This is a genomic window from Levilactobacillus tongjiangensis, from assembly GCF_003946345.1.
GTDB lineage: Bacteria > Bacillota > Bacilli > Lactobacillales > Lactobacillaceae > Levilactobacillus > Levilactobacillus tongjiangensis.
This window is the reverse complement of record NZ_RHNY01000011.1, coordinates 35,437-60,619: the sequence shown is the minus strand read 5'-3', so window position 1 is coordinate 60,619 and position 25,183 is coordinate 35,437. Positions and strand designations below refer to the sequence as shown.

Sequence of the window (25,183 nt, the reverse complement as noted above, 5' to 3'; positions counted from 1 at the left end):
AGTGTTCTAAATAACTCGTAGGGGAGCCTTCAAGATGACAAAATCAATTTACACCGATTATTTCTTTGATGAGGCGGCTTACAATACGCACGATGGTGGGTACGTACCGCTGGCAGAACCGAAAACGCCGCAACAACCGTTACGGATTCCACCACTGCTGAAACCCGATAAAGAGACGGCGACGGATACATATTACACGGTCGAGGCTCAGGCCGGGGAGACCCAATTATTGCCAGGTAAGAAGACGAAGACCTGGGGGTATAATGGGTCGCTACTTGGCCAAACCGTTGTGTTTGCTAAGGGCAAGACCATGCACATTGATTTGAAAAATAGTTTGCCAGAACTGACCACGTTCCACTGGCACGGCTTGAACGTCCCAGGACCGTATACTGACGGTGGCTGTCACGCCCCCGTTTATCCTGGTAAGACGCGCAACATTGATTTCAAGGTCGATCAACCGGCCGCAACGCTGTGGCTCCACGCGCATCCGTGCCCATCAACTGCCGAACAGGTTTGGCATGGTTTAGCGGGCTTGGCGCTGGTTACCGACGACGTTGAGGCCAAATTGCCATTTCCACGGAACTACGGGGTGGATGACATTCCGTTGGTTCTCCAAGACCGGCGTTTCCACGAAGACAATCAGTGGGATTACAACGCTGATTACGATCCGGACGGGGTTCAGGGACCTACACCAATGATCAATGGCACCATCAATCCCTACTTTGATGTCACCACGCAACGAGTTCGCCTCCGCATCTTGGATGGCGCTAACCGACGTGAGTGGCGCCTACACTTTGACGATGACCTGCCATTCACGCAGATTGCTTCCGACGGTGGGGTTATGCCAGAACCAGTTGAATTTACACACCTGATGTTGACCTGTGCCGAACGGACCGAAATTATTGTGGACTTCGGCAAGGTTACACCTGGTAAGACGGTCACGTTGTACAGTGACGATGTGCCGTTGGTTCGGTTCAGAGTCCACGACTTTGCGACGGACACGGCTAAATTGCCAGACCACCTGGTTGATATTCCAGACCCAGAAGTGACGCCAGACACGCCAATTCGGAAGGTCGTGATGTCTGGGATGGATGAACAAGTTATGATCGACGGTAAGAAATTTGAAATGCAACGGATCGATGCCAAGCAGAAGGTGGGCAACGTTGAGTTATGGGACGTTACCAACACCAATGACATGGAAGGCGGCATGGTTCACCCATTCCACATGCACGGCACCCAATTCCTAGTGGTCTCACGCAACGGCCATGAACCGTACGCCAACGAGCACGGCTTCAAGGATACGGTCGGTGTGAACCCTGGTGAAACGGTCCGGTTAAAGGTTTGGTTCGACAAGCCTGGTGTCTTCATGTATCACTGTCACATTATTGAACATGAAGATGGCGGAATGATGGCTCAAATTGAAGCGTACGATCCGCAACATCCACAGACGTATAAGCTGATGGATATGGACACGCTAATGAACGCGGTCGCTGAGGAGCGAGGGATTGACGTTAAGGACCTGCACCTGGCTGGTATGAGTTCCTATGAGAAGATGGGAATGAAGATGTAAAGAGTGCGGAGTGAGGCGCTTAGACCCTGAGCATTAGTGTGAAACTTGGCCTTGTTCGGTGCAGCCGGACAAGGCCAAGTTTTGTACTAAGCGCAGGGGTCTGCCTCACGGAGCACGTTTCAAAAGCAGCCAGGACCGGGATAAACAGGCGAGAACAAATCCAGTCTTTAAGCAAGATTCATACTAAGCGCAGGAACCTGTCTGGCGGAGCACGTTTCAGAGGCAGCCAGGACCGGGATAAACAGGCGAGAACAAATCCAGTCTTTAAGCAAGATTCATACTAAGCGCAGGAACCTGTCTGGCGGAGCACGTTTCAGAGGCAGCCAGGACCGGGATAAACAGGCGAGAACAAATCCAGTCTTTAAGCAAGATTCATACTAAGCGCAGGAACCTGTCTGGCGGAGCACGTTTCAGAGGCAGCCAGGACCGGGATAAACAGGCGAGAACAAATCCAGTCTTTAAGCAAGATTCATACTAAGCGCAGGAACCTGTCTGGCGGAGCACGTTTCAGAGGTAGCCAGGACAGGGATAAACAATCTAAATTCAAAACTAGAAAACAACGAACGAATCTATTAAGTTGATGAAATGATAACTGGCCGTTACTAGTTATCATTTTTTATTGAGAAAAACTAAAAATAACGTACAAAATTCTGTACAGTTTAGCTAAAATTTGCTAAACTACAGCTACTAACTGGGGGAAGGGAATGGGAGTATGGCAATTAGTGCAACGAATATTACTGATGCACGCAATAATCTTAAAAAAATCACGGATGATGTGGCAGAATATGATGATCAGGTTATTATCACTAAGCCTAAGAATAAGAATGTGGTAGTTATGAGCGAGTCTGAATTTAATTCTTGGAAAGAAACACTTTATTTGTTTAGTAGTGAAGCCAATCAGTTAGCACTGCAAAAATCTTTTAAGCAAGCGGAAACAGGTCAAGTTAAGGCGTTAACTCCTGAGGAATGGAATCGGCTGTCACATGAATAATACACCGCTGAACATTTTATTCACGAACATTGCTTGGGAGGACTATCTGTATTGGCAAATGAATGATCGAAAGACACTAAAGCGATTGAATTCACTAATTAAAGATACGCAGCGGCACCCATTTACGGGAATCGGGAAACCTGAACCACTGAAGTATCAAGATAAAAACGCTTGGTCACGTCGTGTTGATAAGGTTAATCGTTTAGTTTACCAGGTCATGCCAAACAGTCTGACAATTATTCAGTGTCGTTTCCACTACTAAGGAACTGCTAATTATTGCAGTTCTTTTTTTATTGAGTTTAGATTCCTGAAATCAATAATGACGGCGAACTCAACTAAAAAAGATAGCCTAGACCCTAAATATTTTCCAGGAGCTAGCTATCCTCTGAGTGATGAAATTCAATTTTTACGTAAAGTATGACACAGTTCTAAATCGTATTCTCCCCAGCTGCCCAGGAATTCTTCTCAGTAAATGGGCGGGCAGTTTGCTTGGAGATGAAGCTAAAGTAGCGGATGTCACTGCCCCAATCGCTGGGATCACCATAGTTCAGTGACCGCAGATCTCGGTTGTCGTAGGTGAAGGCGTACAGAATCTTCTGCTGAATATCGTAGCCAGCGGTGTACTGCGTCCAGGCGACCAGTGTTTCATCTGGTTGTGGAATCCGCAGGGAACCCTTGGGCGTATTCACTGTGGTTAGCAGCTGGAAAATCTGGTTGAGGGCCTCATCGTCATCAACGTCTATGGAGAGGAGCTTGGAGAAGGCAGCCCGGAGAAACCGTGATTCGGGTTTGTAGTCGGCGGGTATGCCTACCAGGCCACTAGTTGGTTCGTCCAGCTTGATCTGGTCAATGGGTTCATCAACGGTGAAGTGGTAGTGACGGTCAGTAGTTCGTTCTAGCCAGGTCTTCAAGTTACTTAGATGCCAGTCAAAGGTAGGTGCATTGGTGAAGACACCGAGCTTATTTTCGTAAATGTGGAAGCCATTTTCGACTGACGGTTCGACCACGATAGACCGACCCGTTTCGTCGTGAAAGACGCAGTGTTGTGGGACAGACATGCCCATCATCGGGCCCGGTTCATTAGTGATACCAATGTCTTGGCCAAGGTTGTTTTTGATGTCATCCAGACTACGGTAATGGGTCAGAATCCAGGTGCAGAGTTCCTCGCCACGAATTGCAGTCTTGCCGCTGGCAGTGATCTCGGCAGTCGGCACGTAGCGGTAGAAATGGTCAAAGTAAAATGAACCGCCACAGATGCCGTATTCGTTGATCCCGTCGAGAAGAACCGGTGATTTGTGAATGTCATTGGCCCAGACGATACCCATGACGTTGCGTTCACTTTTGAACGGGGTAAAGGCTTCTTGAAATTCATAGCCTTTGGGAATCTTCACGCCAGAGTATTCAAAGTGTTGTTCAAAATCTTGGGTGCGACCCCAGAAGGGATGCCCCTGCTTGCTAATTAATTCAATGCCTGTACAGGCCATAAGGAAGCTCCTTTCTGTGTGATCAGTGGGTCTCGAGGTCGTTGACGGCGACCTTTTTCTTAGCGGAAGGCATCATAGCAATACCAGCACCAATCAGGGCAACCACGGCACCAAGGACGGTGACCGTGTAGACCTGTGCGCCCAGAGCGGGAATCATCCAGTCGATCAGGACGGACCCAATCAGCTGTCCAGCAGTGGAGGCGAGTCCCAGTAACAACAGGCCCAAGCCACGAACTAACAGCGCCATCAAGGCAATCGACAGTAAGCCAAGGGGCCCGCCGAGGTACATCCACCAAGCGGTTGGCAGGGTGAAGGTTACTTGACCCATCATGACCCGGATCAAGAGGGCAGCGCCTAAGATGGTGAAACCGACAATAAAGTTCCAGGTGATGGATACCAGCATGGATCCAGTTTCCTGAGCTACAGCGGAGTTACCGGCTGGTTGCCAACCTGCTAATAGACCAGCTAAGAATGGTAGGACGGCTAAGGCAACGACCTTAGGGGCTTGCCAGCTAGGCAATACAACGAGGACGGTCGCTAGGATGGCGAGTAAGGCACCTAAAATCCGGGGGAAGTTAAACATCTGTTTCTCGGGCACCCCAATGCCTAAGCGGTCACAGAGTAATCCGGAAATCACCATGCCAGAAATTAAAGTTGTTTGGAAGGTAGCCACGCCCAGTACAGAAGCGGAGGCCCCTTCGGAGAAGACGACCATGGCCCCACAACAGCCGGCTACCCAGTTCCACCAGGGAATCTTGCGAGCGGCAATTTTACGTGGGATGGACGCGAACTGTTGCCGGGTTGAGCGGCGGGCTAAGATGATGACGGCCATAACGACCAGTCCTGATCCAAAGGAGACGACGGCAGAGGCGTTGCCATCTTTCAAAAGCTTGCCGACTTGGCCGTTCACGGCAGATTGCATGGGTGACAGCATGCCGGCTAGAATGGTAGCAATTAATAATAATGGCACAACAACGGTTTTTTCAGCGGTATTTAGCTTGTCGTTTGAAGAATGTTGTTCATTCATTTTATTTCCCCATTTCTAAGATTCTGGTAACCATACGGATAAATTAAGCCAGGTCCCCGGCCAGCCACTGGATGCAGCGAGAGAAGAACTCGCCGTAGTGGGACCAAGCCATGAATTCTTGGGAAGCCCAGTGTGGCGCGATGTCAGTGTTGTAGGCCAACGTCCGGCCTTTACCAGCTGTGGCGGTTACCAGGAGCGGCTTGTCGGCCACGGTCATGAGGACCTGGCTGGCAACCTTAGGCGTCACGTCCTGATAGCCCAAAATAACTGGGAATTCGCCGAGCCCATCGCTGATGGGATTGGCTTGAGTGGTTTGTGGGGTAACTCCCTGGGGCGCTTCCACGCGGTCGTCGTAAGGGGCCACGGTGACCGGTAAGATATCTTCGATAGGGGTGTTGTGATAGTGAGCCTTGCCCTCGAAACCACCAAATGAGAGGTAGCCCCCCGCCATCATTAACGATCCGCCGGCTTCGACCCACTGTTTCAAGAGTTCTAAGCGATTGACGGACGGGTTCCCCCCAGCGAAAACACCGTTCGAGAGGGTGAAGGAATTGCTCCCAATGTCAGAAAGAATGATGACGTCGTATTGGTTGAGGTCGGCTAGCGTCCAGGGAAAGTGCTCCGGTACATCGTGCGCCCGTAAGTGGGTGACGTTGTGACCAAGTCCACGTAGTGCTTGTAACAGGTCGTCACAACCAATTTCGAGTTTCGTACTGGTGAAGGAATCGTATCCTTTATACTCGGTGGTCGTCGAGATCCAAGATTCACCAGCCAGTAAAACTTTTGCCATAATAAAGGTCCTCCTTAGTTGGGTTAAGCGCTTAACCAACTGATTAAAATTAAAAGCGCTCTTCTGTAAGCGCTTTTATTTATGGCCATCATACAGCACGCTAAAGGTTCAAGTCAAGAATATTAGCGCGACAAAAGGTGAGAAAGGTTCATGATTAAACGCTTTATCATTTTGATAAGTGAAAGCAATTGTTAATATTTAATCATTAATCCGACAATTCGTGGTGTCCAGTCACTAAACATAAGCTTTCTAGTTTTCAATCTTGTGAATGGAACTCCGCTTAATTAATTTTGGTTTAACGATGAGGTGCTGCACGACTTTCTCACCAGTTGTTAACATTTCTAGGAGGAGGTCGATGGTTTCGTTAACCATCTCCAGGGGTTGCTGGTCGACCGTGGTCAGGGGCACCTCAATGATTTCACCGTAAGGATCGTTGTCGAAGCCCACCATGGAGACCCGGCTGAAGATATCAACGAAGTTCTGCTTAGCCCACTTGATGACCCCGAATAGCATGAGGTCGTTGGCACTTAGGATGGCGGTCGTTGCCGGGTCCTCGAGGATCTTGGGCGCCAGCTTCGCACCGGAGTCCAGGGTATAATCCCCTTCGAAAACCAGGTCGTTATTGAAGGCGATGCGGTTGTCCTTGAGGGCTTGGCGGTAGCCTGCGAGCCGTTCAGCAGCGTTGACGAAGTTGGCTTTTCCACGAATGAAGGCAATGTGAGTGTGGCCGTAATTGATCAGTTCCTGGGTGGCCAGGTAGGCGCCCTGGACGTTGTCGAAATTGACGTAGCTGACCTTGAGATCAGTGTACGCGTTCAGTAAGACGATGGGTTTGTCGCCCTTTTCAATCAGTGCTTTTCGTTCCTTCTTTTTGCTTAAGAAGAACTCGTTAGAAGGGACGAGAATAATGCCGTCGACCCCTCGTGAGACCATATTTTGCACGGCATCGCTTTCAGCAGCAAAAGAATTGTTACTATCAACGAATAGGGTCGAGTAGCCCTGAGCGCCCAGTTGCTGCTCAATCAGCCGAGTGAGCGTTGCAAAGAAGGGGTTCGTGATGTCTGGCACGATTAAACCAATGGTCAGACTGATATTCTTGCTGAGCGTGACCGCAGCGATGTTGGGATGATAGTTCAGGTCTTTGGCAATCTGCTTGATTTCAGCTTTTTTAGCCTTGGAGATTCGTGATTTTTTATTATTCAAAACGACCGAAACCGCTGCGACCGAAACGTTGGCCCGCTTGGCAATTTCCTTCATAGTAGGCATCTTAGTTCACCCATCTTTCTAATTAGTCGGCCTAAGAACTTGGCCGACAACTGGTTTAGTGTGTAAGGAAAGTATACTGCATTCGCAGCGGGATTTCCGGTAATCGGTTTTACTCGTATTAATGACCGTGTGTTTTGCCCCGTAAAACGTGGTCGACGTGGGCCAATGTTTCGTTGACGATGTCCAGAATGTGCGGATCATCTAGTTGGTAAAAATTTTGCTTACCAGCCCGGCGGACGGTCACCAGTTGTTCTTTCTTGAGTAGGGCCAACTGGTGTGAAATGACAGATTGTTCGACCTGTAGCTGTTCGCTGAGCTGACTAACGTTGAGTTCGCGTTGCTCGAGCAGATAGAGTAGTTGAAGGCGGGTGGTATTACTGAGGAGTTTAAAGATATCCTGTGAAGCTTCTAAAATGGGTTGGGCAATTTTTTTGACAGGTTTAGGTGAGTCAGCCATATAAAGCTTGCTCCTTTCATATGTCCATGTTAACATATGTTATAAATAACATACATAGGAGATGGGGTTATGGTAAAAACAATTTTAACGGGGGTCACGGCCTATATTTCAACCGGACTCGATTACTTAATTATTCTAATGGTAATCTTCAGCCGCGTAAAGCACCAAGACAGGTGGTTGGTGCTGGTGGGGGACTTCGTGGGGACCATCGTATTGGTGGGAAGTTCGCTCATTTTAGCACTGGTATTGGGATTCGTGCCCGCACCGTGGCTGCTAGGGTTATTGGGATTAATTCCAATCTATCTCGGACTAAAATTGTGGTTCCAGGGGGATGACGACGACACGGCGGAAATTGCCAATCGGGTGACGAATCCTCAGAGCCTGATCATGAGTGTGGCGGTGATTACCATGGCCACTTGTGGAGCGGATAACGTGGGCATTTACGTCCCACTATTTACGACCGTTGAACCGGCCGCTATCCCGTTGATTTTGCTGACGTTTGCGGTGATGGTCGTGCTGTTTTGGGAGATTGGGTACCGACTGGCTTGTCTGCCTAAGGTAGCGACCGTGTTGGAGAAGCAGGGACGTTACCTGACCATTGCGGTGTACATTCTGATTGGGCTGTACATCCTGTGGGACAACGGGACTTTTGCTCATTTCTTGTAGAACTTGAGGGGGGTGTGCCGCTGGTGGTTTCCAGGGGCGGCGCCTGCCGTGGGGACCGCCTGCGGGCCTGTGAAGCGGTCCTCCGGCTCGACTGGAAACTCCGCACGACCCGCGAATTTTCCAGCCATCCCATGCTGTAAGGCCGGGAGAAGCAATCGTCCAGCCTAACTAACACCATCGACACAGCTGGCACCACCCCTGGAAACCGCCGGCTACATCACAAAATTTTGATGAGTGGTGCCACATCCCTTTCATAAGCATGACTTTGTAACTAGTCGGCGGTGGAGGCCAATCTAATGGAATATGATAGTCTAATTTGGTAGTTAGCAATTCCATTTTGATAGGCTTACTGAAATTTTTTAGAACTTAAGGCTTGCCTTGGAGTCGACTCAAAGGTCTATGCTTTGATTATCGAATTTTGAAGGGAAGTTTTTAATGATGATTAAAGATAAAGTTGTTTTGATTACCGGCGCCTCCTCAGGTATCGGTGCTGCAACTGCTAAGCTCCTCGCTAGTAAAGGTGCCAAATTGGTCTTAGGTGCCCGTCGTGAAGATAAACTCCGGAAATTGGCTGATGAAATTACAGCGGCAGGTGGGACCGTTGCGTACGAAACAATCGATGTCACTGATGCTGAATCCAACCAGCGAATCGTTCAGTTTGCCAAGGATAAATTTGGTGGTCTTGACGTTATCTTCCTGAATGCCGGGTTGATGCCTAACTCTCCGTTGTCGGAATTAAAGACGAACGAGTGGAACAGCATGATCGATGTCAACATCAAAGGGGTGCTCAACGGGATATCGGCAGTTCTGCCAACTTTTAAGGCCCAAAAGTCTGGGCATGTGATTGCAACGTCCTCGGTTGCTGGGCTTAAAGCTTACCCAGGAGGGGCAGTTTACGGTGCGACCAAGTGGGCTGTTCGTGACCTAATGGAAGTTTTACGGATGGAATCTGCACAAGAAAATAGTCATATTCGGACGGCTACTATTTATCCAGCGGCGATTAAAACTGAGCTATTGTCGACGACCACTGATCAGGCAACGCTTAAGGGTGCTAAGGCACTTTACGATGAATATCAAATCAGCCCGGATCGAGTGGCTAGTGTGATTGCGTTTGCGATTGACCAACCAGATGATACGAACGTTAGTGAGTTCACAGTAGGCCCAACCGACCAGCCATGGTAAACTTGAGATATTATGAAAATTAAAGAAGTTTCTACTAAATTTAATGTTCCGGCCGATACGTTACGTTATTGGGAACGTGAAGGGGCTATTCCGCCCGTAACCCGTAATGAGATGGGGTATCGTGACTATGATGACGAAGACCTTGATTGGATTGTTTTTGCTAAATGCATGCGCGAAGCTGGTGTTAGCATCGAATATTTGATTGAGTATATCACGTTGTTTAAACAAGGAGATGCCACACTTCAGGCTCGCAAGGATTTGTTATGCGAACAATTAGAAGTAATTGCGCAGCGGTTACAAGAAATTCAGCACACCTATGATTTGATCAAGAATAAGACGGAACATTATGAAGAACGCGTTGAGGGTTATCATGGGAAATTATCACAGTAGATATGTCATCAGATTGACCTGAGACATTGCTGGTTAATTAAGTCAGTAATAACAAATTTACCCGACTACGATGCAACGTAACCGGAGATGGCTGCAATTACCAATTCAAAAACAACAAAAAATAGCGTAGAAGCCGCCGCATGTCGACTTCTACGCTATTTATATTACCGAATTAATCCTGATTGGACGTGGTATTTTCCACGGGGACCGTTGACTCTTGGGCCTGTTGATAGGCGGTGTAGGCTAATAACCCGATGGCACCAACCAACGCCACAGCTAAAACAATCAGCCAGCTCTTAATATTTTTCATCTGAGTTTCGCTCCTTAGAACGTAGTAATTAGGCGCTCTCCCATGCACATGCAGTATAACATGGTTGGTTTTAGGTAGCTACAGTTAAGCGGATTAAAAGAATAGTTTACTGGCAATTGTGACGCCAGTTAGTAAAACAACTGAAGAAAGGGTTGCGGCCAGGAAGGCATTCCCCCCGCGCTGGAAAATCACGCGGAAGTTAACACTCATCCCAAGGGCGGCCATGGCCATCCCTAGGAAGATGTAAGCCAGCTTGACCAGGGCAGCTAAGGCCACAGTGCCTAATGGCAACCAGGTTCCGATGATACTGGTCAGCAGGAAGCCGGCCATGAACCAGGGAATGGGTAACTTCGTGTGGCTAGTTTCACTAGCTGTTGTCGTGGTTTGTTTTTGGTACCACCAGCCGATGATCAATGCCGCTGGCGCTAGCAATAGTACTCGGGAAAGCTTGGTGATAATGGCGGTGTCTAAACTGACCGGACCACCCGCACTACCAGCTGCGACGGCGTGGGCAATTTCATGGAGCGACCCACCGGTCATGACTCCAAATTGAACGGCCGTCAGGTGGAGTAGGGGTTTCAAACCAATTTCAATCAGCGTAAAGACCGTTCCCAAGATGGCGACGATGGCAACTGCCAGGACTTCGTTTTCCCGTTGACGTTCCGCTTTGTCCGGACTGACCTTAATCTGGGGAGAAACACCCATGACGGCGGCGGCCCCACAGATGCTGGTCCCGGTGGCCGTCAAGATGGCTAACTCGCGGTCGACGCCGAGCTTCCGGCTGAGGTTGTAAGTGAGCAACACCATACCAGTGACCACGACGGTGGCCAGGGTGATGGTTTTCACCCCCGCTTGTGCGAGCTGAATCAGGTTTAATTTGAATCCTAAGAGAATAATACCTAATCGTAAAAATTTATTGCTGATAAAGCCAATGCCGGTTCGATTCGCGTTGATGGCGCGGGGGGCCAACTGGCAGGCCATACCCAATAACAGGGCGATGACCAAAGCGCCGACCAGGTTCAGGTAAGGCACCTGAGCCAATTCGCTCCCAGCGACGGCACAAATCAGTGTCAGTGCCGCTGCTCCCCAGAAACTCCGGGTGACCATTGTCGTTCGAATATCCAAGTTAATTTCCTCCTCTAAAATGACTATTCTCAGTTTACTGGAAAACTGTTATAAGTTAAAATTGTCATATTTAATAATGATATAAATACAGCTTATCAAGGAGGCTAACTATGCTCGATACTCGGTACCAAACATTTCTGGTGCTGGCGCATACCAAGTCGTACACCCAAACAGCGCGGCAATTGTACGTTACCCAACCAGCCGTTACGCAACAGATTAAAAGTCTCGAGGCGGAACTGGAGCTGGTGCTGGTGCATTATCAGCGTCCACATCTGACCATCACACCGGCGGGACAAGAACTGGCTGACTTTATCCAGCGAGTTCAGGTGCAAACCGATAAGCTGGTGGCCACCTTGCAGCACCCCCAATTACAGCGTCAGGTGACCTTTAGTACCACGCTTTCGCTCAGTGAATTCTTGGCGCCACAACTGATTCAGCACTTACAGGCCAGCAAGCAGTATCAAAAAATTAGTTGTCAGGTGACGAATACCCAGAACGCGCTGGCCGCATTGGATAGTGGTGCCAGTGACTTTGCCTTAATTGAAGGAAACTTTGATAAGACCCGGTATGATTTTCGGGTCGTTCGGCAGGAACCGTTTGTGGGCGTGGTGGCCAGCAATCATCCGCTCGCGCAGCAAGCGACCATCGACTGGGCGGACCTAACGACCACGCCGTTATTGGTGCGGGAGACCGGGTCGGGGAGCCGCGAAATCTTGGTGAACCTGGCGCAGGCAGCGAACGTGGCCCTGACTGAGTTCAATCAGCTGATCACGGTGAATAATCCAGCTGCCATCCGCCAGTTACTCCTGCGGGGAGCCGGCGTGAGCTTTGTGTATCGCTCGGTGGTAGCCGAAGATTTGGCCGCTGGTCGGCTTAAAGTACTTCCATTAACGGCTAGCCAGCTGCAGCATGATCTGGATTTAGTCTACCAGCGTGAAAGCCCGTATGCGCAGTTATATCAGGACTGGGCTGCTTGGTTAAAATAGAGTCATTAAAGGTTGAAAATTTTCGAGTGCCAGACAAGCTTGTTATGACAATGATAGTGGCATGCATGTTAATCAGCTTAGTGTGAATTGCCAGATATGGGCTGGAATGGTACGGACGCAACTTGAAGCCATATCTGGTGACCTCTCGGCTTACGTAGTATTTTGATAGCAACTAAAATTTTATCTGGGTCCCCTATACAGTTTAACTAATCCTAAAATTTCTCTGTGAAAATGAGCGTTTGATTAGACAATTTATATAGGTTATTGTTATTATGATAATATTGTCGAAAAAAACGAGAGAAGGGGTGAGCCGCCGTGACCAAGAAAACGAAGCGTGCCATTTTTATTTTAGTATTTAGTGAATTTTTAGTGTGTTTGGGGATTAGTTTGGTGATTCCAGTGATGCCATTCCTGAAGACACAGTTGCATCTGACCGCAACGGACATGGGCATCATGAGTTCCCTGTTTGCCTTTGCCCAGTTCGTGGCCTCACCCCTGATTGGGCGGTTGTCCGATAAGATTGGTCGGAAGCCAGTCTTGACGACTGGGTTGTTCCTATTCATGGTGTCCGAAGTTCTGTTTGCGCTGACCAACCAGTTGTGGGTCTTCAACGTTTCGCGGGTAATCGGTGGGCTGTCGGCCGCAATGGTGGTGCCAACTGCCATGGCCTTAGCTGCAGATATTACCACGAAACGGCAACGGGCACGGGTGATTGGTTGGCTGTCGGCTGCATTTAGTGGGGGCTTGATTCTGGGACCCGGAATCGGTGGTATCTTGGCGGGTATCAGCTACAAGACGCCTTTCTGGGCGGCCGGGGGCTTAGGCTTGATCAGTGCAATCGTGTTGATTAGTTTATTGCCTAGCGATGCTGAAACGCGGGCGGCAGCGGATACCTCTGAGGCAGCAACGCAGCCAACGGCGCATCCAATGAGTCGGGCGTTCTGGACGGTACCCATCATTATTCTGTTTACCATGATTTTGGTATCCTCATTTGGGTTACAAGGGTTCGAAAGTATCTACAGTATTTACGTCAACGAGGTCTTCCACTTTAGCTTGAGCAACATTGCGTTGGTGTTGACGCTGAACGGGTTGATTTCCCTGTTCCTGCAGGTAGCGATGTTCGATACCCTAGTTAGCAAATGGGGCGAGCGGCGAGTTATCCGAGTGTGTTTCTTCCTGGGCGCAGTCTGTGTGATTTGGATCACGCAAGCCCATTCCAAATTGGAGGTTATGATTGCCACGTTGATCGTCTTCTCCGCCTTTGATTTACTCCGGCCAGCGATCACCACCTTGCTGACTAAGGCTAGCGAATCCAACCAAGGTCTGATCAATGGTTTGAACATGTCATTGACTAGTGTGGGGAACATTGTTGGGCCTATTATGTCGGGGATGTTGTTGGATATGAACTCCCACTACCCTTACTTGGTTGTTTCGGTGTTCCTGGTGATCTCTTATCTGATGGCCTTTCTTCTGAAACGTCCCGAGAGTATGCAGCAGAAACAACCGTCTTCAAACTAGTGTTGTGGTCGGTGCTGGAATGGCCGCCTCCGGCCGCCAGGGCTGGTGCCCGCTGTGGGGACCGGAGCGAGCCGAAGGGCGGTCTCGCTCCTCGACTTGAAACCACGCCTGGAGCGCGTGTTTCCAAGCTCGTCCCGTGGCGTAAGCTCGGAAAAAGCACCGAACTAACGCCACTTTCACTGCGGGCGCCAGCCCTGGCGTCCTGCGGCTACTGTTGCGAAAACCCGCAGCGATTAGTTAGGTGGTTGTTTCAGAGATAACTGGTAGTCGGTTAAAAATAGATAATTAACGATGAAAATTAAAACGTACAGTAAAGGCCCGGCATGCCGGGCCTTTACTGTATCCAGAAATTTTAATAGTTCGCTTTCGATTTCTGTTAATGACAAATTGTGTCACCCTAACTTTGTATAATGGTGTTTGGGTGGTGGGTGAGTACGAAGCCAGCTACCCAACAATACATAATTTGAGTTAGGGGTTAGTTAAGCAATGAAAATCAAAAATATTCTATTGACGACACTGGCGGCAGCTACTTTTGGTGGCGTTGCAGTGACGTTACCAACTGATACGGCTTCCGCGGCCAAGCTGACAGCAATGACTAGTTTTCCGAAAAATTTCCGGGGAACTTGGTATAACAAGGAAGACGGTACGAGAACGAAAATCACCACTAAGAAGTGGACTGATTACGATCCAGGTACTACCTCAGTTTTCAAGTTACACAAAATTAGTCGAAAAAAGGGGACTGATTCTTGGCTCTATGGATTCAAAACATCTAATAATAATATTTACTATTCTTTTTGGCCAGAAGGCAAGAAGCCTAAGTTAAGTGCATTTAATGAGATTAAATTTCATGAAAAGATTATCACCAAGACCTACCATGGCAAGAAAATCAAAGTGCTTAAGGAATATGGTGAGCGAAATACATTTGCTACCTTCGCCTACAAGACGAAGCAGCAATCTAAGCATCTGAAAGCCTACGAGTACTATGGTAATTAAAGAGAGTGTTGAGTCGTTAAGTCTTACCGGGATGACCTGGTAAGGCTTTTCTTAATACATAAGAAGGGGACAACAAAATTAAAAAGGCGATAGACATCATCCATCTGGATTTATCTACGCCCGTGTTAATTAGTGTTTCTGCGTTTTAAACTTCATATAGCTAGCTTTCACGTACTCCGTTTCATCGTTCTTTTTATGAATGGCGATGAAGGCGTTACTATCTGGATAATCGATTTTTAAAATCTTTTTCCCATCCATCTTATATTCATAAATGTTTGGATCGATTGCTTGCGCCCCTGCAGAGTATTCAAAATAGACAATTTCATCCATGATTATCATTCCCCTTTACGGAAAGATTACGCCCTGGCCAGGTTCATTGTAAGCAGTAGTTTTGCGGCACGTCATTCGGACAGTGGAGACTCGCTGGTACCAGTAATGTGAGTCGTTGCCAGATGCAAATTAGAGAGCCAATTTGCTTGATAATGAAGACGAATTCTTGCATACTAAAGACACTTCAGGGGCTGAATGAATAATGCTCCCATACTTAAAGGAGAACCAACTATGGATGACTTAACTTTACCAACCGCAATTACGAATTTCATTACTGCAACTAATGATGCTGATTCTGAGCAATTTGTCGCCCAGTTTGCACCAGATGCTTTTTTGGATGATTGGGGCAATGTTTACCGTGGCCCGGCTGAGATTGCTAAATGGAATCAGACCGACAATATTGGTAAGGAATCCCAGTTTGCTTTACAGGACTTTACGCAGGATGATGCAAAGACCTGGACGGTCCATCTGAGCTTGACTGGAAAGGGTTTCAACGGGGTTAGTCCATTTCGGATGACCATCAAAAATGATTTATTAGCCAGCGTAGAAATTTTACCAGACTAGTGTTTCACTTCCGCCACCGTCTCGGGCGTCCGGTAGCTACATTTGAGCGGACTGATAAAATTAGTTTCAGGACCTCCTTAGTTAGCTGGCGGCAGGGTGATTAGCGATATTTGCTGTTTAGCTAGGTAAATTGATATAGGTTAGTAAGCATGATTACCAATGAATAATGAGGGTGAAACTGAGACCAACGTTGCGGTCAGTTTGGTCGCAATTATAACGATGTTGCGGGTGACAACTAACGTAGCCGGAGGCTGTCAGGGAGGGGGGGCTGCTGTGGCGGTGGTGTTAGCTCGGGTCCTGCGAGCTTACAGCACGGGACGAGCTTGGAAACGCGCGGGTTGGGCGTGGTTTCAAGTCGAGGAGCGAGACCGCACTTTGGCTCGATCCGGTCCCCACAGCAGCCCCCTCCCTGACGGCCGGAGGACGGCATTTTAAGGTTTTGAACGACTAAGCTAATGAAAAAGGGGTTGCGGCAAAAGTGCCGCAACCCCTTTTTAGTCCCCCAGTAGCCCCCAATGGCCATATCATTCTCCAGAAGAAGCCAACAGTGAATGCTCCCCCAAGCAAGCACCGCCGGTCGCATGAAATCGTTGGAAAGTTTCAGTTGATCAGTCGTCCCCCAACGCCTGATCAGTGCGGTCTGTTTCAATTGGTTAAATAGCCTGGTTACGGCCCACGCTATTTAAGAATGCGCTCGTGCTTGACCCCCCAAGACCAAGTAGCGAGCGTTTGCGGTCTTTGCAGACTACGGGCAACCTGGCTGGTGGGAAACATTTTAGTCCCTCACCGCATGTTGCAAGTTCATTGTACCGGGGATTGAATAATTGCATAATCCCGTAATATGATGATTAAATTACTAAATTTAACCATCTAGCGAGTAGACGTGGTATGCTAGATGAAAGAAATTGGTCTATTTAATAGGCGTTGAAATGAAACCGTTTTCTACTTGCCGCGAACAGAAATGGGGGACCTGTCATGCCACGGCCTTATCATGAGCGTTTGAACTTTAAAATGGCGTTGCCGTTACGGGTGATTTCACACGGAACTGTTGGTCTGAAGCTAGTCTTACCACATTGGCATCAAGCAGTTGAATTGGCCTTTGCCTACAAAGGTCAACCAGGAACCGTCCACATTGGGGCCTCAGCTTACGAGATGCAACCAGGGCACCTCTACGTGATTAATTCAGAAGTGGTCCACAGTTATGAAACTTTTTTGGACGAAGATAACCAGGTCATGACGCTGCTGTTACCGGCAGCCTGGCTACGCAACGTGGTCGGCAACGAACAGTTACCAATTTGGGGACCACTAGACTTAGATTTGAGCCAGGAAGCGTATCAAGAACTCGGCCGGTCCGTCCGCACGTTGGCTGCGAGTGGCGGCGAAGAACCTGCTGACCAAGCGGACTATCTAGCGAGCTTAGGTGCGGAATATCAATTGGTGGGTCAGTTGTTAAAAAGACTAACTGTTAATGGGCAGGTTAATAGTGACCAGCTACCACTGCCACAACCGCTACGACAGGCCGTTACGGAGATTCAGGAAAAGTACAGCCAGGCGGTGTCGATTGCTGAGTTAGCGGAGCGGCTCAATTACTCTAGCGTTTATTTTTCCCGGTATTTTAAAGAATACATGGGAATCTCACCCAAGGCCTATCTCGGGCAAATTCGCTTGGAACGAGCGACACAGCTGTTGATGACGTCCCAGGAGTCCATCCAAAGTATTGCCCTCAAGACAGGGTTCCGAACGGAGAAAAACTTCTTTGTGACGTTTAAGCAGCGTTTCCAGATGACCCCGAAGTCTTACCGGGAACGTTACGCCGCCCAACAGACCTGGACGTAGCGTAGGCGTTGCTTGTCGCTTAGTTTTATGGTAAACTACCCTAACATGTCATAACGAATATAAGTTGAAACCAACGTTGCCGTTAATCAGACGCGTTGGTTTTTTACGCACAAATCACAGGAGGTATCGTTCATGTTAACCGTCAATAATGTCAGTATGCAGTTCTCCGACCGGAAGCTCTACGACGATGTTAATCTTAAGTTCACCCCGGGGAATTGTTATGGGGTCATTGGCGCTAACGGCGCTGGGAAATCCACTTTCCTGAAGATCATCGAAGGCAAGTTGAAGCCCACAACCGGGAACGTCTCCATGGGTCCCAACGAGCGGATGTCCAGTTTGAACCAAGATCACTTTGCCTTTGAAGATGAAAAGGTAATGGACACGGTCATTCGGGGCCACCAAAAGCTTTACGATATCATGACTGAAAAGAACGCCATCTACATGAAGCCTGATTTCAGTGACGCCGACGGACTCCGTGCGGCTGAACTGGAAGGCGAATTCGGTGAAATGGGTGGTTGGGAAGCCGAATCTGAAGCTTCTCAAATGTTACAAGCGCTGGGAATCGACGAGTCTTTGCACCAAGTCTTGATGAGTGAATTGACTGAATCGCAAAAGGTGAAAGTTCTATTGGGCCAAGCTTTGTTTGGTCATCCCGACGTTTTACTCTTGGACGAACCTACCAACGGGTTGGATGTCCAATCCATTAGTTGGCTGGAAAACTTCCTGGCAGATTACGAAAATACCGTCATTGTCGTTTCCCATGACCGGCATTTCTTGAACCAGGTCTGCACAAACATGTGTGACGTGGACTTTGGGAAAATTACGCTGTTTGTTGGGAACTACGACTTCTGGATGGAATCTAGTGAGTTAGCCGCCCAACTGAAGGCAAACGCCAACGCCAAGAAGGCTGATCAAATCAAGCAATTACAAGACTTCGTGGCGCGGTTCAGTGCCAACGCCTCCAAGTCAAAGCAGGCCACTTCCCGGAAGAAGCAGTTGGAAAAGATTACCTTGGACGACATCAAGCCTTCTTCACGGAAGTACCCCTTCATCAAGTTCAGCCCGGAACGGGAACTTGGTAACGACCTCCTGCGGGTGGAACACGTTTCTAAGGCGATTGATGGCGTGACGATTTTGGACGACGTGAGCTTCACGTTACGGCCAGGCGAGAAGACGGCGTTCATTAGCCGAAATGACTTGACCACCACGACGTTGATGCAGATCATCGCTGGTGAAATGGAACCAGATAGTGGGAACGTTGTGTGGGGCCAAACGACCAGCACGACCTACCTCCCCAAGAACGTCAACGATTACTTTGCTGAAAACCAGCTATCTGTCATTGACTGGTTACGGCAATTTGCTTCCAAGGAAGAGAGCGACAACACCTTCTTGCGCGGCTTCTTAGGGAAGATGCTTTTCTCTGGGGATGACGTGAACCGGGAAGTCGACGTGATGTCCGGGGGCGAAAAGGTCCGGGCCATGCTTTCCAAGATGATGTTAAGTAAGGCCAACGTCCTGTTACTGGACGACCCAACGAACCATTTAGACTTGGAATCCATTACGTCATTGAACGACAGCCTGGTTTCGTTTACGGGCAGTATCATCTACACATCCCATGACCACGAGTTCATCCAAACGATTGCAAACCGGATCATCGAAGTAAGTCCTAAGGGCATCGTTGACCGGGCAGATACCACTTATGACGAATTCTTGAATCACAAACAAGTTCAGGAACAAGTCGCTGCACTTTACGATGAAAAATAAGCTTTAATATGCATAGACGTCTGACACCACGACGGTAGCCTCAGGGCTGACTGGACGGGGGACAGACGTCTTTTTGTGGTCAACGTGGGACGTGTTAGGAGACTGGTGGTTTTCCCAAGCTTCAAACCGAGCAGAAGGACCGTTTTTCAGGTCGCAGGCGTTCCCCACAGCAGGCGGAATCTCTGACAGCTGCAGGTGGATGGCGATTTGGTACCTAGAAAGATGACCCGCATTGCCGATTTGCCGACAAATAATTGAATATCTTAATGGCTGACGACCCTAAAACGATAACGGTTGTCTGACCCTATAAGGCCATGCTAAAGTTGGCTTGCAGGTGAGGTTAGGTAGACTTTTATGAAGGAGTGACGAGCATGAATCATTCAGAACTGAACATCAATCAACCGGAACACCTTGATGTGGCGTTAGTTGCCGGCCTAAAAGAACAAGCAACTAAAGTATATGCACAGTACGACATGAGTTTGACCACGGCCATCAATTTATTTCTACAGCAATCCGTGGCAGACGGTTCCTTGCCGTTTGACGTTGAGCTCTCTAAGCAAGCGTTGCGTCAAGAAGTTGAACGAGAGGCGAAGATGGGCGAGACTCAGACCTTTGCTTCGGTCGAGGAACTCTGGCAGGACTTGAACGATAATCAGTAGGGCTAGCGAATTGACTAAATTTATTTGCAAAATGCACTGATTAAATAGTGATTCAACGGGCTGTGACTGATGTCATAGCCTTTTTAGTATGCTAGCAGCAGACTGAAATTGATTATGGGATTTTTAATTGGCAGTTAACTAGAAAGTATTGGCATGGTAGTCGTTCAGTTGAGTCAATGGTGATACTGGGTCGCTGAGCGTGACCAATTATCAGCTAGTCTGGTTTTTCTTTCAATAAGTAAGAATCTGAGATTGTCAAACGGGCAATATTCAACTATCATAATTAATGACCGGTTTAGTGGTTGAAAGATTGTTTTGGAAGGAGTCCCACATGAATAAGGGCGTCAAATTCTGGTTAGCAGTGGTTATTGGGTTCATGGGCATGGGGGTTAGTTACCCGGCCCAAGCCGCCACGGAAAAACCGGTGGTCATTCGTAACACCCGCGTGAACTTACTAAAGAGTCCTCGGTCGACGGCAGTTAAGCATCGTGGCAAAACTTACAGTAAGCAGATCCTCTGGGTGACGAAACGGGTACGCAGCAAGGGGTATACATATTATCGATTAACGAATCATCACCAAAATTTAGGCTACATTCGGGCTAACGCTACGACTAAGGTTCAACGGCCCCAGTTAACGTTTAAACGGCGATCAGTCCAGCAAGACACGGTTTTTAAACCACTAGCGGGCAAGCAACTCCGGGTTACCCGACCGGATAAGGTTCAGGTAACGGCTACTAGTCACGTGAATACCAAAGTTCCCGGTAAATACACGGTGACTTACCACGTCACAGATACGGCTGGCTATCGCTTCAACGTGAAGCGGTCGGTGAAAGTACGCAAGCTGTCCTTGGACGCTCTGGCGACCTCGTGGTTTGACGACAACAAGGGTGAATACCAAATCGTGAAACCGGGACAGAAGGCGGATGTGGAAGTTTATTACGATGATGATACAACAGTCAGCCATCCCGTAGTCTGGGGCAGTACAAATTCAGCGGTTGCCACAGTCAATCAGCGAGGCAACGTGACGCCAATCGCTGATGGAATGACCTTGATTACGGCAACGTTCAACGGCAAGACCTTGCGGGTCCCATTGTTGGTGAATAGTGGAAAACAACTTTCTATGAGCAGTACGGACCAACTTGCCACTTTAAGTGAGAAGAATGGCGAAGCTGTGTTGCGGTTTAAGCAGAGCCCCGAGCAGAAATTGCAGGGACTCTGGGTCGCCAACCAACGGTACTTTATGTATAGCAACGGTCATCAGGACAGCATCGGTGGCGGCAACAATGTCACCACGTTGTATCTGGATGGTTACGATTTATTTGCAACGGATATTTCTGCACCGCAGCACGTTATTGTCCAAACCAAGGATGTAACGGGAGCAGAACACCATTACGTTAGTGATATAGTGGGGTATTAAAATGACACAAGAAAAATTCTGTCCGCAATGTGGAACCAAGTTACCAGCAGACGCGGTCTTTTGCCGGAACTGTGGGTACAAGTTTAGTGAACAACCACAAACACCGCAGCAGACGCAACCAACACCGACGCCTCAGCCAACTTCAACGAATCGGTGGGCATTTCTCAATAATCCCAATTTTAAGAAGTGGGCAACCATTGGTGGGGTTGCGATTGGCCTGGCTCTCGTGGTGATTATTACCATGAATGTTATCTTTCAAAAACAACAGGAAGCTAAACAAAAGGCTGAACAAGCTTCAATTGCCCGGGTCAGTCGTTCAAGGTCGTCCAGTGAATCTAAAGTACAGTCAACGGAACGGCGGCTGTCTAAGGATGCGGTTGATGTCGTAACCAACATGATTCAAGATGATTTTGACTTGGATGCTGAGGCGACAGATGTCACCGTTGAGCGGCACACGGGCGGGGACCATTATTCAGGTTATGCCTCCGTTGAAGATGATTATGGCGATAGTACGTCTGTGGACATTAACATAACTGATGTGAAGTATGAAAAATCTGTCTCAGTTGAGATTCCAGACACTTCAAAGCTATATGATGAATTCGATAGTAACGACTAAAAAAGCTGACCAGCTGGGTCAGCTTTTTTGCTGGATTTTATCTAAAAGTTAGGGATGCTAGTCATCTGCTAAGATAGCAAGGTCGTCAATATGCTGGAAGAACGCATCGTGATCGACCTGAGTAACTAGCGTGACGGGGCGACCATCCGGCGTTTCAAAGGTTCGACCGCGACCGGGGCCGGTAGTCAGCACATCACTCATGACCTGTTTAGTCGTAACAGTATCAGGAAATTCACTGGCCACCGTGTTGAGAACGTCCCATAGGAAGTAGGTGGAATTGGTCTCAAAATGTTGGAGGGCAGGAACCAGCGCGTAGCCTTGGCCAATGAAATCAATGGCTGGGTGTTGACGCAGTTGGGCCCAGTGTTGGCGAATAGCCGGAGTCAATGGTACCTGGCGGGTACTTTCGAGTCCAACCATTTGAATCGGGATTTGGCTGTCCCAAACGGTTTTAACGGCTTCGGGGTCCCAGTAGGCGTTCCATTCCGTGGTGCCGTCTTGTTCGGGTTCGGCGACGTTACCGCGCCCATCAAACGTGCCACCCATCCAGTACAAGCGGTCAATTTTCTTGGCGATGCTGGGATCGGATTCCAAAGCCCGAGCCAGATCGGTCAAAGGGCCAGTCATCACTAGGGTAGTGGGGCCGTCGGTGGCTTGGACCTTAGCTACTAAGTCTAAATGGGCGGGTTGCGTTGCCACCGGTGCATGTACGGTACCAGCTTCGTTCAAGATTGGCAAGGCATCTAAACTAAAAGCGTCTAATCGCCATTCCTTAGGGAAGGGATGCACGCCGCGGGAATCAGAAGCGGCGACGTCCAGCTGTTCGCCATGACCAAACCGGTCAATGATTTTGCGACTGGCGGCTAAGGCGGGTTCCAGGTACGAGTCGGCACCAACGACACCCACACCGGTCAGGTGGACATCTTTCATTTGGAGCAATAACAGCAAGGAAACCAGGTCATCAACACTACCATCATGGTTAAAATAGACGTTACGCATAAATATAGTCATCCTCCAATATACGAATATTAATAAGGGACTGCCATTTGATAGTTCTTATTTTAACGAATCGCTGAAGGCGTTGCAAGTAATGTTGTTAACTGATTTAGTTAGACTTAAGGAAATCGCCGTATACTAGGAACCGTGGTCAAGGTATTCGATTGATCAGAAAGGATGAAGTTTACATGCAACCAAGTCGTAAAGGTCCCAAACATTGGTTGGCCTTAGTCGTTGCTGGGATGATATTATTTGCCGGCGGTGGTGGCACGGGGTACCTGTTCGGCCAACAACAGGCCAAATCAGCACAAACGACCCAGATGAAAAACGCGCCTAAGGGCATGAGTGGCAAACCATCCGGGGCTCCGAAAGGCATGCCAAGTAAAACTAGCAGTAGTAATTAACGAACATTAAGTGTAAATCACTAAGGGCTTAAAGATGAATTGTTTGGTTCAATCCAGTGTTAGCAAGTACAGCTACTGCTGGATTGGCTGCACTCCGGAGGCCAGGGATTCCATCTGCTGTGGGGACGCTTCAGACTGGAAAATCACTAGTCTTCTCGCTCGATTTGAAGCCACGAAAAATCCGTGTCTTCAAAGTCGCCCGTGGTGTATGCTGGAAAATCACCAGCTAACACCACCTCCACGGCTGACTCCATCCTTGGTCTCCTCCGACTGTGGTTGTGATTTAACATAATCACCGCTGAAGGATGGGGCTAACCGATGACAGAGTTTAAGGCCGCCAGTGACGGCTCGACTTGTGTCGTTCCAGTCCGCATTTGGTAGTCAGTAAGGCGGGAAGCCATACCGGTTTGCCTGCTAAAACCAGTGCTATGACAAGTAAGATTGGGTATTAAAAATAATCAAGCTTCAGGTAGATTACCTCTAAAAGCAGCCTCGATATACCTAGTTAGGTTTACCGGGGCTGTTTTATGTGTGATTTTTGCAGCAAATTTTTACCGTAAGTTGACCCGCCCCCAACATAGCCGTACACTAAATTTCGACGAAGAGGGGGAAATAATGATGAAGTTTACAACCAACGATGGCGTTCAACTCGCCTTCGATGACCAGGGAACTGGAACTCCGGTCGTGATTCTGACCGGAATCGGGGGAAGCCGGGTTATTTGGGAAAATCAAGTTGAGCACCTGTTGGCTCAAGGCTATCGGGTAATCAACGTGGATGCTCGCAACCAAGGGGCCTCGGCCCACACGTTTAAGGGCCGGCGAATTACGCGGCACGCGATGGATCTGGCAGAGTTGTTGGATCACTTGAACGTACAAGATGTTATTTTATTAGGAAATTCAATGGGCGCGGCCACAATTTTTGCCTATGTTTCCTTATTTGGAACGGCTAAGGTTCAGGCCGTCATTGACGTTGATCAAAGTCCCAAGATGGTGGCTGATGCTGACTGGTCATTTGGGTTCAAAAATCTTACCTGGGAACAATTTCCCACGTTATTACGTGAACCACTTGGGAAAGCGACGGCCAGTCGAATCAGTGATGCCACGTTTGCTAAGGTTCAGGCGGTCAACGCTCAGTATCCTTACGATGCGGAATTGAATTATCCACTGTTGGTCGACCATGCCGCCCAGGATTGGCGAGATGTTTTGCTTCAATTAAAAGTGCCATTGCTGATTGTGGCCGGTGAGAAGTCACCATACTTTAATCCAAAATTCGCAGAGGTCTGCGCGAACCTGGCTCCTCATGGAACGGCAAAGGTTGTCGCTCACGCCGGGCACATCGTCATGGCTGAACAGCCAGCGGCGTTTAACCAGGTGCTGGATGACTTTTTGGGAAAACTGTAGGAAGAATGTTGCTGGTATAATGAAAGTAATCTGATTTATTGATTAAGTTTAGAAAAACTTGAATTTAAGAAACGTACGGTTAAGCTAAATATTGCATACACAACAATGTAGATTGATAGAAACATGGGCACTATAGCGTGAATTACAAATATATAGATAATGTAAGTGATAAGTGATAGCTCACCACACAAATATGCAAATGGAAGCTTTGCATTTGTAAAATATTTATGGAAACAACTTAGTGTATACCAAAAAGATGTGGAAAATAAGAATAAACAGAAACAGGCATTACCCAAGGCTATTAACCCGTCAACGAGAAGATTATATAAAGATAATGCCAGCAGTGGAGTGGAACAGATAACAAGAGGCAATCCGCCACAGCCTAAAATTAAATAAATTTGCTTTCGATTCATGGATTTAACCTCCAATATTCCGTAATAG

Annotated in this window: 27 protein-coding genes; 17 read left to right on the top strand and 10 right to left on the bottom strand. The window is 48.3% G+C overall.

Going from position 1 to position 25,183, the window contains the following annotated elements:
- Positions 1 to 34: 34 nt before the first annotated feature.
- From EKM75_RS08020 to EKM75_RS08010, 3 genes are all read left to right on the top strand, one after another.
- Complete coding sequence (locus tag EKM75_RS08020; RefSeq protein ID WP_125693579.1) at positions 35 to 1,570, top strand: multicopper oxidase family protein; 1,536 nt, start codon at positions 35 to 37, stop codon at positions 1,568 to 1,570.
- 712 nt (positions 1,571 to 2,282) lie between these two features.
- Positions 2,283 to 2,561: a type II toxin-antitoxin system Phd/YefM family antitoxin gene (locus tag EKM75_RS08015; protein WP_125693577.1), complete on the top strand. Its 279-nt coding sequence runs from the start codon at positions 2,283 to 2,285 to the stop codon at positions 2,559 to 2,561.
- A gap of 7 nt (positions 2,562 to 2,568) precedes the next feature.
- A complete protein-coding gene (locus EKM75_RS08010) occupies positions 2,569 to 2,823 on the top strand; it encodes a Txe/YoeB family addiction module toxin (RefSeq protein ID WP_191988806.1) in 255 nt (84 codons plus the stop codon).
- Between the two features lie 166 nt (positions 2,824 to 2,989).
- Here the strand turns inward: EKM75_RS08010 and EKM75_RS08005 are convergent, their stop codons facing one another.
- From EKM75_RS08005 to EKM75_RS07985, 5 genes are all read right to left on the bottom strand, one after another.
- Positions 2,990 to 4,045, bottom strand: coding sequence for a linear amide C-N hydrolase (locus EKM75_RS08005; protein WP_125693573.1), 1,056 nt, complete (start codon positions 4,043 to 4,045; stop codon positions 2,990 to 2,992).
- A 22-nt stretch (positions 4,046 to 4,067) separates the two neighbouring features.
- Positions 4,068 to 5,072: a DMT family transporter gene (locus tag EKM75_RS08000; RefSeq protein ID WP_125693571.1), complete on the bottom strand. Its 1,005-nt coding sequence runs from the start codon at positions 5,070 to 5,072 to the stop codon at positions 4,068 to 4,070.
- A 43-nt stretch (positions 5,073 to 5,115) separates the two neighbouring features.
- Positions 5,116 to 5,862, bottom strand: coding sequence for a glutamine amidotransferase (locus tag EKM75_RS07995; protein WP_125693569.1), 747 nt, complete (start codon positions 5,860 to 5,862; stop codon positions 5,116 to 5,118).
- Positions 5,863 to 6,111: 249 nt separating this feature from the next.
- Positions 6,112 to 7,128: a LacI family DNA-binding transcriptional regulator gene (locus EKM75_RS07990; RefSeq protein ID WP_125693567.1), complete on the bottom strand. Its 1,017-nt coding sequence runs from the start codon at positions 7,126 to 7,128 to the stop codon at positions 6,112 to 6,114.
- Between the two features lie 118 nt (positions 7,129 to 7,246).
- A complete protein-coding gene (locus EKM75_RS07985) occupies positions 7,247 to 7,585 on the bottom strand; it encodes an ArsR/SmtB family transcription factor (RefSeq protein ID WP_125693565.1) in 339 nt (112 codons plus the stop codon).
- A 69-nt stretch (positions 7,586 to 7,654) separates the two neighbouring features.
- Between EKM75_RS07985 and EKM75_RS07980 the strand changes: the two genes are divergently transcribed.
- The 3 genes from EKM75_RS07980 (at position 7,655) to EKM75_RS07970 (ending at position 9,823) form a co-directional block, all read left to right on the top strand.
- Positions 7,655 to 8,251 (top strand): cadmium resistance transporter, encoded by a 597-nt coding sequence (locus EKM75_RS07980; RefSeq protein ID WP_125693563.1) that lies wholly within the window; start codon positions 7,655 to 7,657, stop codon positions 8,249 to 8,251.
- A 438-nt stretch (positions 8,252 to 8,689) separates the two neighbouring features.
- Positions 8,690 to 9,433, top strand: a complete 744-nt coding sequence (locus EKM75_RS07975; protein WP_191988805.1) for an SDR family oxidoreductase — start codon at positions 8,690 to 8,692, stop codon at positions 9,431 to 9,433.
- Positions 9,434 to 9,445: 12 nt separating this feature from the next.
- Positions 9,446 to 9,823, top strand: coding sequence for a MerR family transcriptional regulator (locus EKM75_RS07970; protein WP_125693559.1), 378 nt, complete (start codon positions 9,446 to 9,448; stop codon positions 9,821 to 9,823).
- Positions 9,824 to 9,995: 172 nt separating this feature from the next.
- On the opposite strand, the gene EKM75_RS12770 is transcribed toward EKM75_RS07970, so the two are convergent.
- Positions 9,996 to 10,133 (bottom strand): hypothetical protein, encoded by a 138-nt coding sequence (locus tag EKM75_RS12770; protein WP_164506490.1) that lies wholly within the window; start codon positions 10,131 to 10,133, stop codon positions 9,996 to 9,998.
- Between the two features lie 93 nt (positions 10,134 to 10,226).
- Complete coding sequence (locus tag EKM75_RS07965; protein WP_164508768.1) at positions 10,227 to 11,240, bottom strand: YeiH family protein; 1,014 nt, start codon at positions 11,238 to 11,240, stop codon at positions 10,227 to 10,229.
- Between the two features lie 128 nt (positions 11,241 to 11,368).
- Between EKM75_RS07965 and EKM75_RS07960 the strand changes: the two genes are divergently transcribed.
- The 3 genes from EKM75_RS07960 (at position 11,369) to EKM75_RS07950 (ending at position 14,755) form a co-directional block, all read left to right on the top strand.
- Positions 11,369 to 12,244, top strand: a complete 876-nt coding sequence (locus EKM75_RS07960) for a LysR family transcriptional regulator (protein WP_125693555.1) — start codon at positions 11,369 to 11,371, stop codon at positions 12,242 to 12,244.
- A gap of 315 nt (positions 12,245 to 12,559) precedes the next feature.
- A complete protein-coding gene (locus tag EKM75_RS07955; protein WP_125693553.1) occupies positions 12,560 to 13,762 on the top strand; it encodes an MFS transporter in 1,203 nt (400 codons plus the stop codon).
- 486 nt (positions 13,763 to 14,248) lie between these two features.
- Complete coding sequence (locus EKM75_RS07950) at positions 14,249 to 14,755, top strand: hypothetical protein (protein WP_125693551.1); 507 nt, start codon at positions 14,249 to 14,251, stop codon at positions 14,753 to 14,755.
- A 129-nt stretch (positions 14,756 to 14,884) separates the two neighbouring features.
- On the opposite strand, the gene EKM75_RS07945 is transcribed toward EKM75_RS07950, so the two are convergent.
- The gene (locus EKM75_RS07945; RefSeq protein ID WP_125693549.1) at positions 14,885 to 15,085 is read right to left on the bottom strand and encodes a hypothetical protein; all 201 of its coding nucleotides are present in this window, start codon (positions 15,083 to 15,085) and stop codon (positions 14,885 to 14,887) included.
- A 231-nt stretch (positions 15,086 to 15,316) separates the two neighbouring features.
- Between EKM75_RS07945 and EKM75_RS07940 the strand changes: the two genes are divergently transcribed.
- The 6 genes from EKM75_RS07940 (at position 15,317) to EKM75_RS07915 (ending at position 21,941) form a co-directional block, all read left to right on the top strand.
- Positions 15,317 to 15,649: a nuclear transport factor 2 family protein gene (locus tag EKM75_RS07940; protein ID WP_125693547.1), complete on the top strand. Its 333-nt coding sequence runs from the start codon at positions 15,317 to 15,319 to the stop codon at positions 15,647 to 15,649.
- A gap of 975 nt (positions 15,650 to 16,624) precedes the next feature.
- Positions 16,625 to 17,485: an AraC family transcriptional regulator gene (locus EKM75_RS07935; RefSeq protein WP_125693545.1), complete on the top strand. Its 861-nt coding sequence runs from the start codon at positions 16,625 to 16,627 to the stop codon at positions 17,483 to 17,485.
- Between the two features lie 132 nt (positions 17,486 to 17,617).
- Positions 17,618 to 19,249: an ABC-F family ATP-binding cassette domain-containing protein gene (locus tag EKM75_RS07930; protein ID WP_125693543.1), complete on the top strand. Its 1,632-nt coding sequence runs from the start codon at positions 17,618 to 17,620 to the stop codon at positions 19,247 to 19,249.
- Positions 19,250 to 19,620: 371 nt separating this feature from the next.
- A complete protein-coding gene (locus tag EKM75_RS07925) occupies positions 19,621 to 19,908 on the top strand; it encodes a type II toxin-antitoxin system RelB/DinJ family antitoxin (protein ID WP_125684873.1) in 288 nt (95 codons plus the stop codon).
- 331 nt (positions 19,909 to 20,239) lie between these two features.
- Positions 20,240 to 21,325, top strand: a complete 1,086-nt coding sequence (locus tag EKM75_RS07920; RefSeq protein ID WP_164508766.1) for an immunoglobulin-like domain-containing protein — start codon at positions 20,240 to 20,242, stop codon at positions 21,323 to 21,325.
- Position 21,326: 1 nt separating this feature from the next.
- Positions 21,327 to 21,941 carry a zinc ribbon domain-containing protein gene (locus tag EKM75_RS07915; protein ID WP_125693539.1) on the top strand — a complete coding sequence of 205 codons (615 nt, stop codon included), beginning with the start codon at positions 21,327 to 21,329 and terminating at the stop codon, positions 21,939 to 21,941.
- A 57-nt stretch (positions 21,942 to 21,998) separates the two neighbouring features.
- Here EKM75_RS07915 and EKM75_RS07910 read toward each other — a convergent pair whose 3' ends face one another.
- Entirely contained in the window at positions 21,999 to 22,940 is a 942-nt protein-coding gene (locus tag EKM75_RS07910) for a nucleoside hydrolase (RefSeq protein ID WP_125693537.1), read from the bottom strand.
- A 185-nt stretch (positions 22,941 to 23,125) separates the two neighbouring features.
- Between EKM75_RS07910 and EKM75_RS07905 the strand changes: the two genes are divergently transcribed.
- Positions 23,126 to 23,341 (top strand): hypothetical protein, encoded by a 216-nt coding sequence (locus tag EKM75_RS07905; protein WP_125693535.1) that lies wholly within the window; start codon positions 23,126 to 23,128, stop codon positions 23,339 to 23,341.
- Between the two features lie 618 nt (positions 23,342 to 23,959).
- Entirely contained in the window at positions 23,960 to 24,742 is a 783-nt protein-coding gene (locus EKM75_RS07900; protein WP_125693645.1) for an alpha/beta fold hydrolase, read from the top strand.
- A gap of 35 nt (positions 24,743 to 24,777) precedes the next feature.
- On the opposite strand, the gene EKM75_RS12765 is transcribed toward EKM75_RS07900, so the two are convergent.
- Positions 24,778 to 25,155, bottom strand: a complete 378-nt coding sequence (locus EKM75_RS12765; RefSeq protein WP_164508765.1) for a hypothetical protein — start codon at positions 25,153 to 25,155, stop codon at positions 24,778 to 24,780.
- Positions 25,156 to 25,183: the final 28 nt, after the last annotated feature.

Coding starts and splice junctions, on each gene's coding strand:
- EKM75_RS07945 (WP_125693549.1), bottom strand. CDS start 15,085: ATGGATGAAATTGTCTATTTTGAATACTCTGCAGGGGCGCAAGCAATC.
- EKM75_RS07980 (WP_125693563.1), top strand. CDS start 7,655: ATGGTAAAAACAATTTTAACGGGGGTCACGGCCTATATTTCAACCGGA.
- EKM75_RS07975 (WP_191988805.1), top strand. CDS start 8,690: ATGATTAAAGATAAAGTTGTTTTGATTACCGGCGCCTCCTCAGGTATC.
- EKM75_RS07965 (WP_164508768.1), bottom strand. CDS start 11,240: ATGGTCACCCGGAGTTTCTGGGGAGCAGCGGCACTGACACTGATTTGT.
- EKM75_RS07960 (WP_125693555.1), top strand. CDS start 11,369: ATGCTCGATACTCGGTACCAAACATTTCTGGTGCTGGCGCATACCAAG.
- EKM75_RS07970 (WP_125693559.1), top strand. CDS start 9,446: ATGAAAATTAAAGAAGTTTCTACTAAATTTAATGTTCCGGCCGATACG.
- EKM75_RS07995 (WP_125693569.1), bottom strand. CDS start 5,862: ATGGCAAAAGTTTTACTGGCTGGTGAATCTTGGATCTCGACGACCACC.
- EKM75_RS07985 (WP_125693565.1), bottom strand. CDS start 7,585: ATGGCTGACTCACCTAAACCTGTCAAAAAAATTGCCCAACCCATTTTA.
- EKM75_RS12765 (WP_164508765.1), bottom strand. CDS start 25,155: ATGAATCGAAAGCAAATTTATTTAATTTTAGGCTGTGGCGGATTGCCT.
- EKM75_RS07900 (WP_125693645.1), top strand. CDS start 23,960: ATGAAGTTTACAACCAACGATGGCGTTCAACTCGCCTTCGATGACCAG.
- EKM75_RS08000 (WP_125693571.1), bottom strand. CDS start 5,072: ATGAATGAACAACATTCTTCAAACGACAAGCTAAATACCGCTGAAAAA.
- EKM75_RS08015 (WP_125693577.1), top strand. CDS start 2,283: ATGGCAATTAGTGCAACGAATATTACTGATGCACGCAATAATCTTAAA.
- EKM75_RS07920 (WP_164508766.1), top strand. CDS start 20,240: ATGAATAAGGGCGTCAAATTCTGGTTAGCAGTGGTTATTGGGTTCATG.
- EKM75_RS12770 (WP_164506490.1), bottom strand. CDS start 10,133: ATGAAAAATATTAAGAGCTGGCTGATTGTTTTAGCTGTGGCGTTGGTT.
- EKM75_RS07990 (WP_125693567.1), bottom strand. CDS start 7,128: ATGCCTACTATGAAGGAAATTGCCAAGCGGGCCAACGTTTCGGTCGCA.
- EKM75_RS07905 (WP_125693535.1), top strand. CDS start 23,126: ATGCAACCAAGTCGTAAAGGTCCCAAACATTGGTTGGCCTTAGTCGTT.
- EKM75_RS08020 (WP_125693579.1), top strand. CDS start 35: ATGACAAAATCAATTTACACCGATTATTTCTTTGATGAGGCGGCTTAC.
- EKM75_RS08005 (WP_125693573.1), bottom strand. CDS start 4,045: ATGGCCTGTACAGGCATTGAATTAATTAGCAAGCAGGGGCATCCCTTC.
- EKM75_RS07925 (WP_125684873.1), top strand. CDS start 19,621: ATGAATCATTCAGAACTGAACATCAATCAACCGGAACACCTTGATGTG.
- EKM75_RS07950 (WP_125693551.1), top strand. CDS start 14,249: ATGAAAATCAAAAATATTCTATTGACGACACTGGCGGCAGCTACTTTT.
- EKM75_RS07940 (WP_125693547.1), top strand. CDS start 15,317: ATGGATGACTTAACTTTACCAACCGCAATTACGAATTTCATTACTGCA.
- EKM75_RS07915 (WP_125693539.1), top strand. CDS start 21,327: ATGACACAAGAAAAATTCTGTCCGCAATGTGGAACCAAGTTACCAGCA.
- EKM75_RS07935 (WP_125693545.1), top strand. CDS start 16,625: ATGCCACGGCCTTATCATGAGCGTTTGAACTTTAAAATGGCGTTGCCG.
- EKM75_RS07910 (WP_125693537.1), bottom strand. CDS start 22,940: ATGCGTAACGTCTATTTTAACCATGATGGTAGTGTTGATGACCTGGTT.
- EKM75_RS07930 (WP_125693543.1), top strand. CDS start 17,618: ATGTTAACCGTCAATAATGTCAGTATGCAGTTCTCCGACCGGAAGCTC.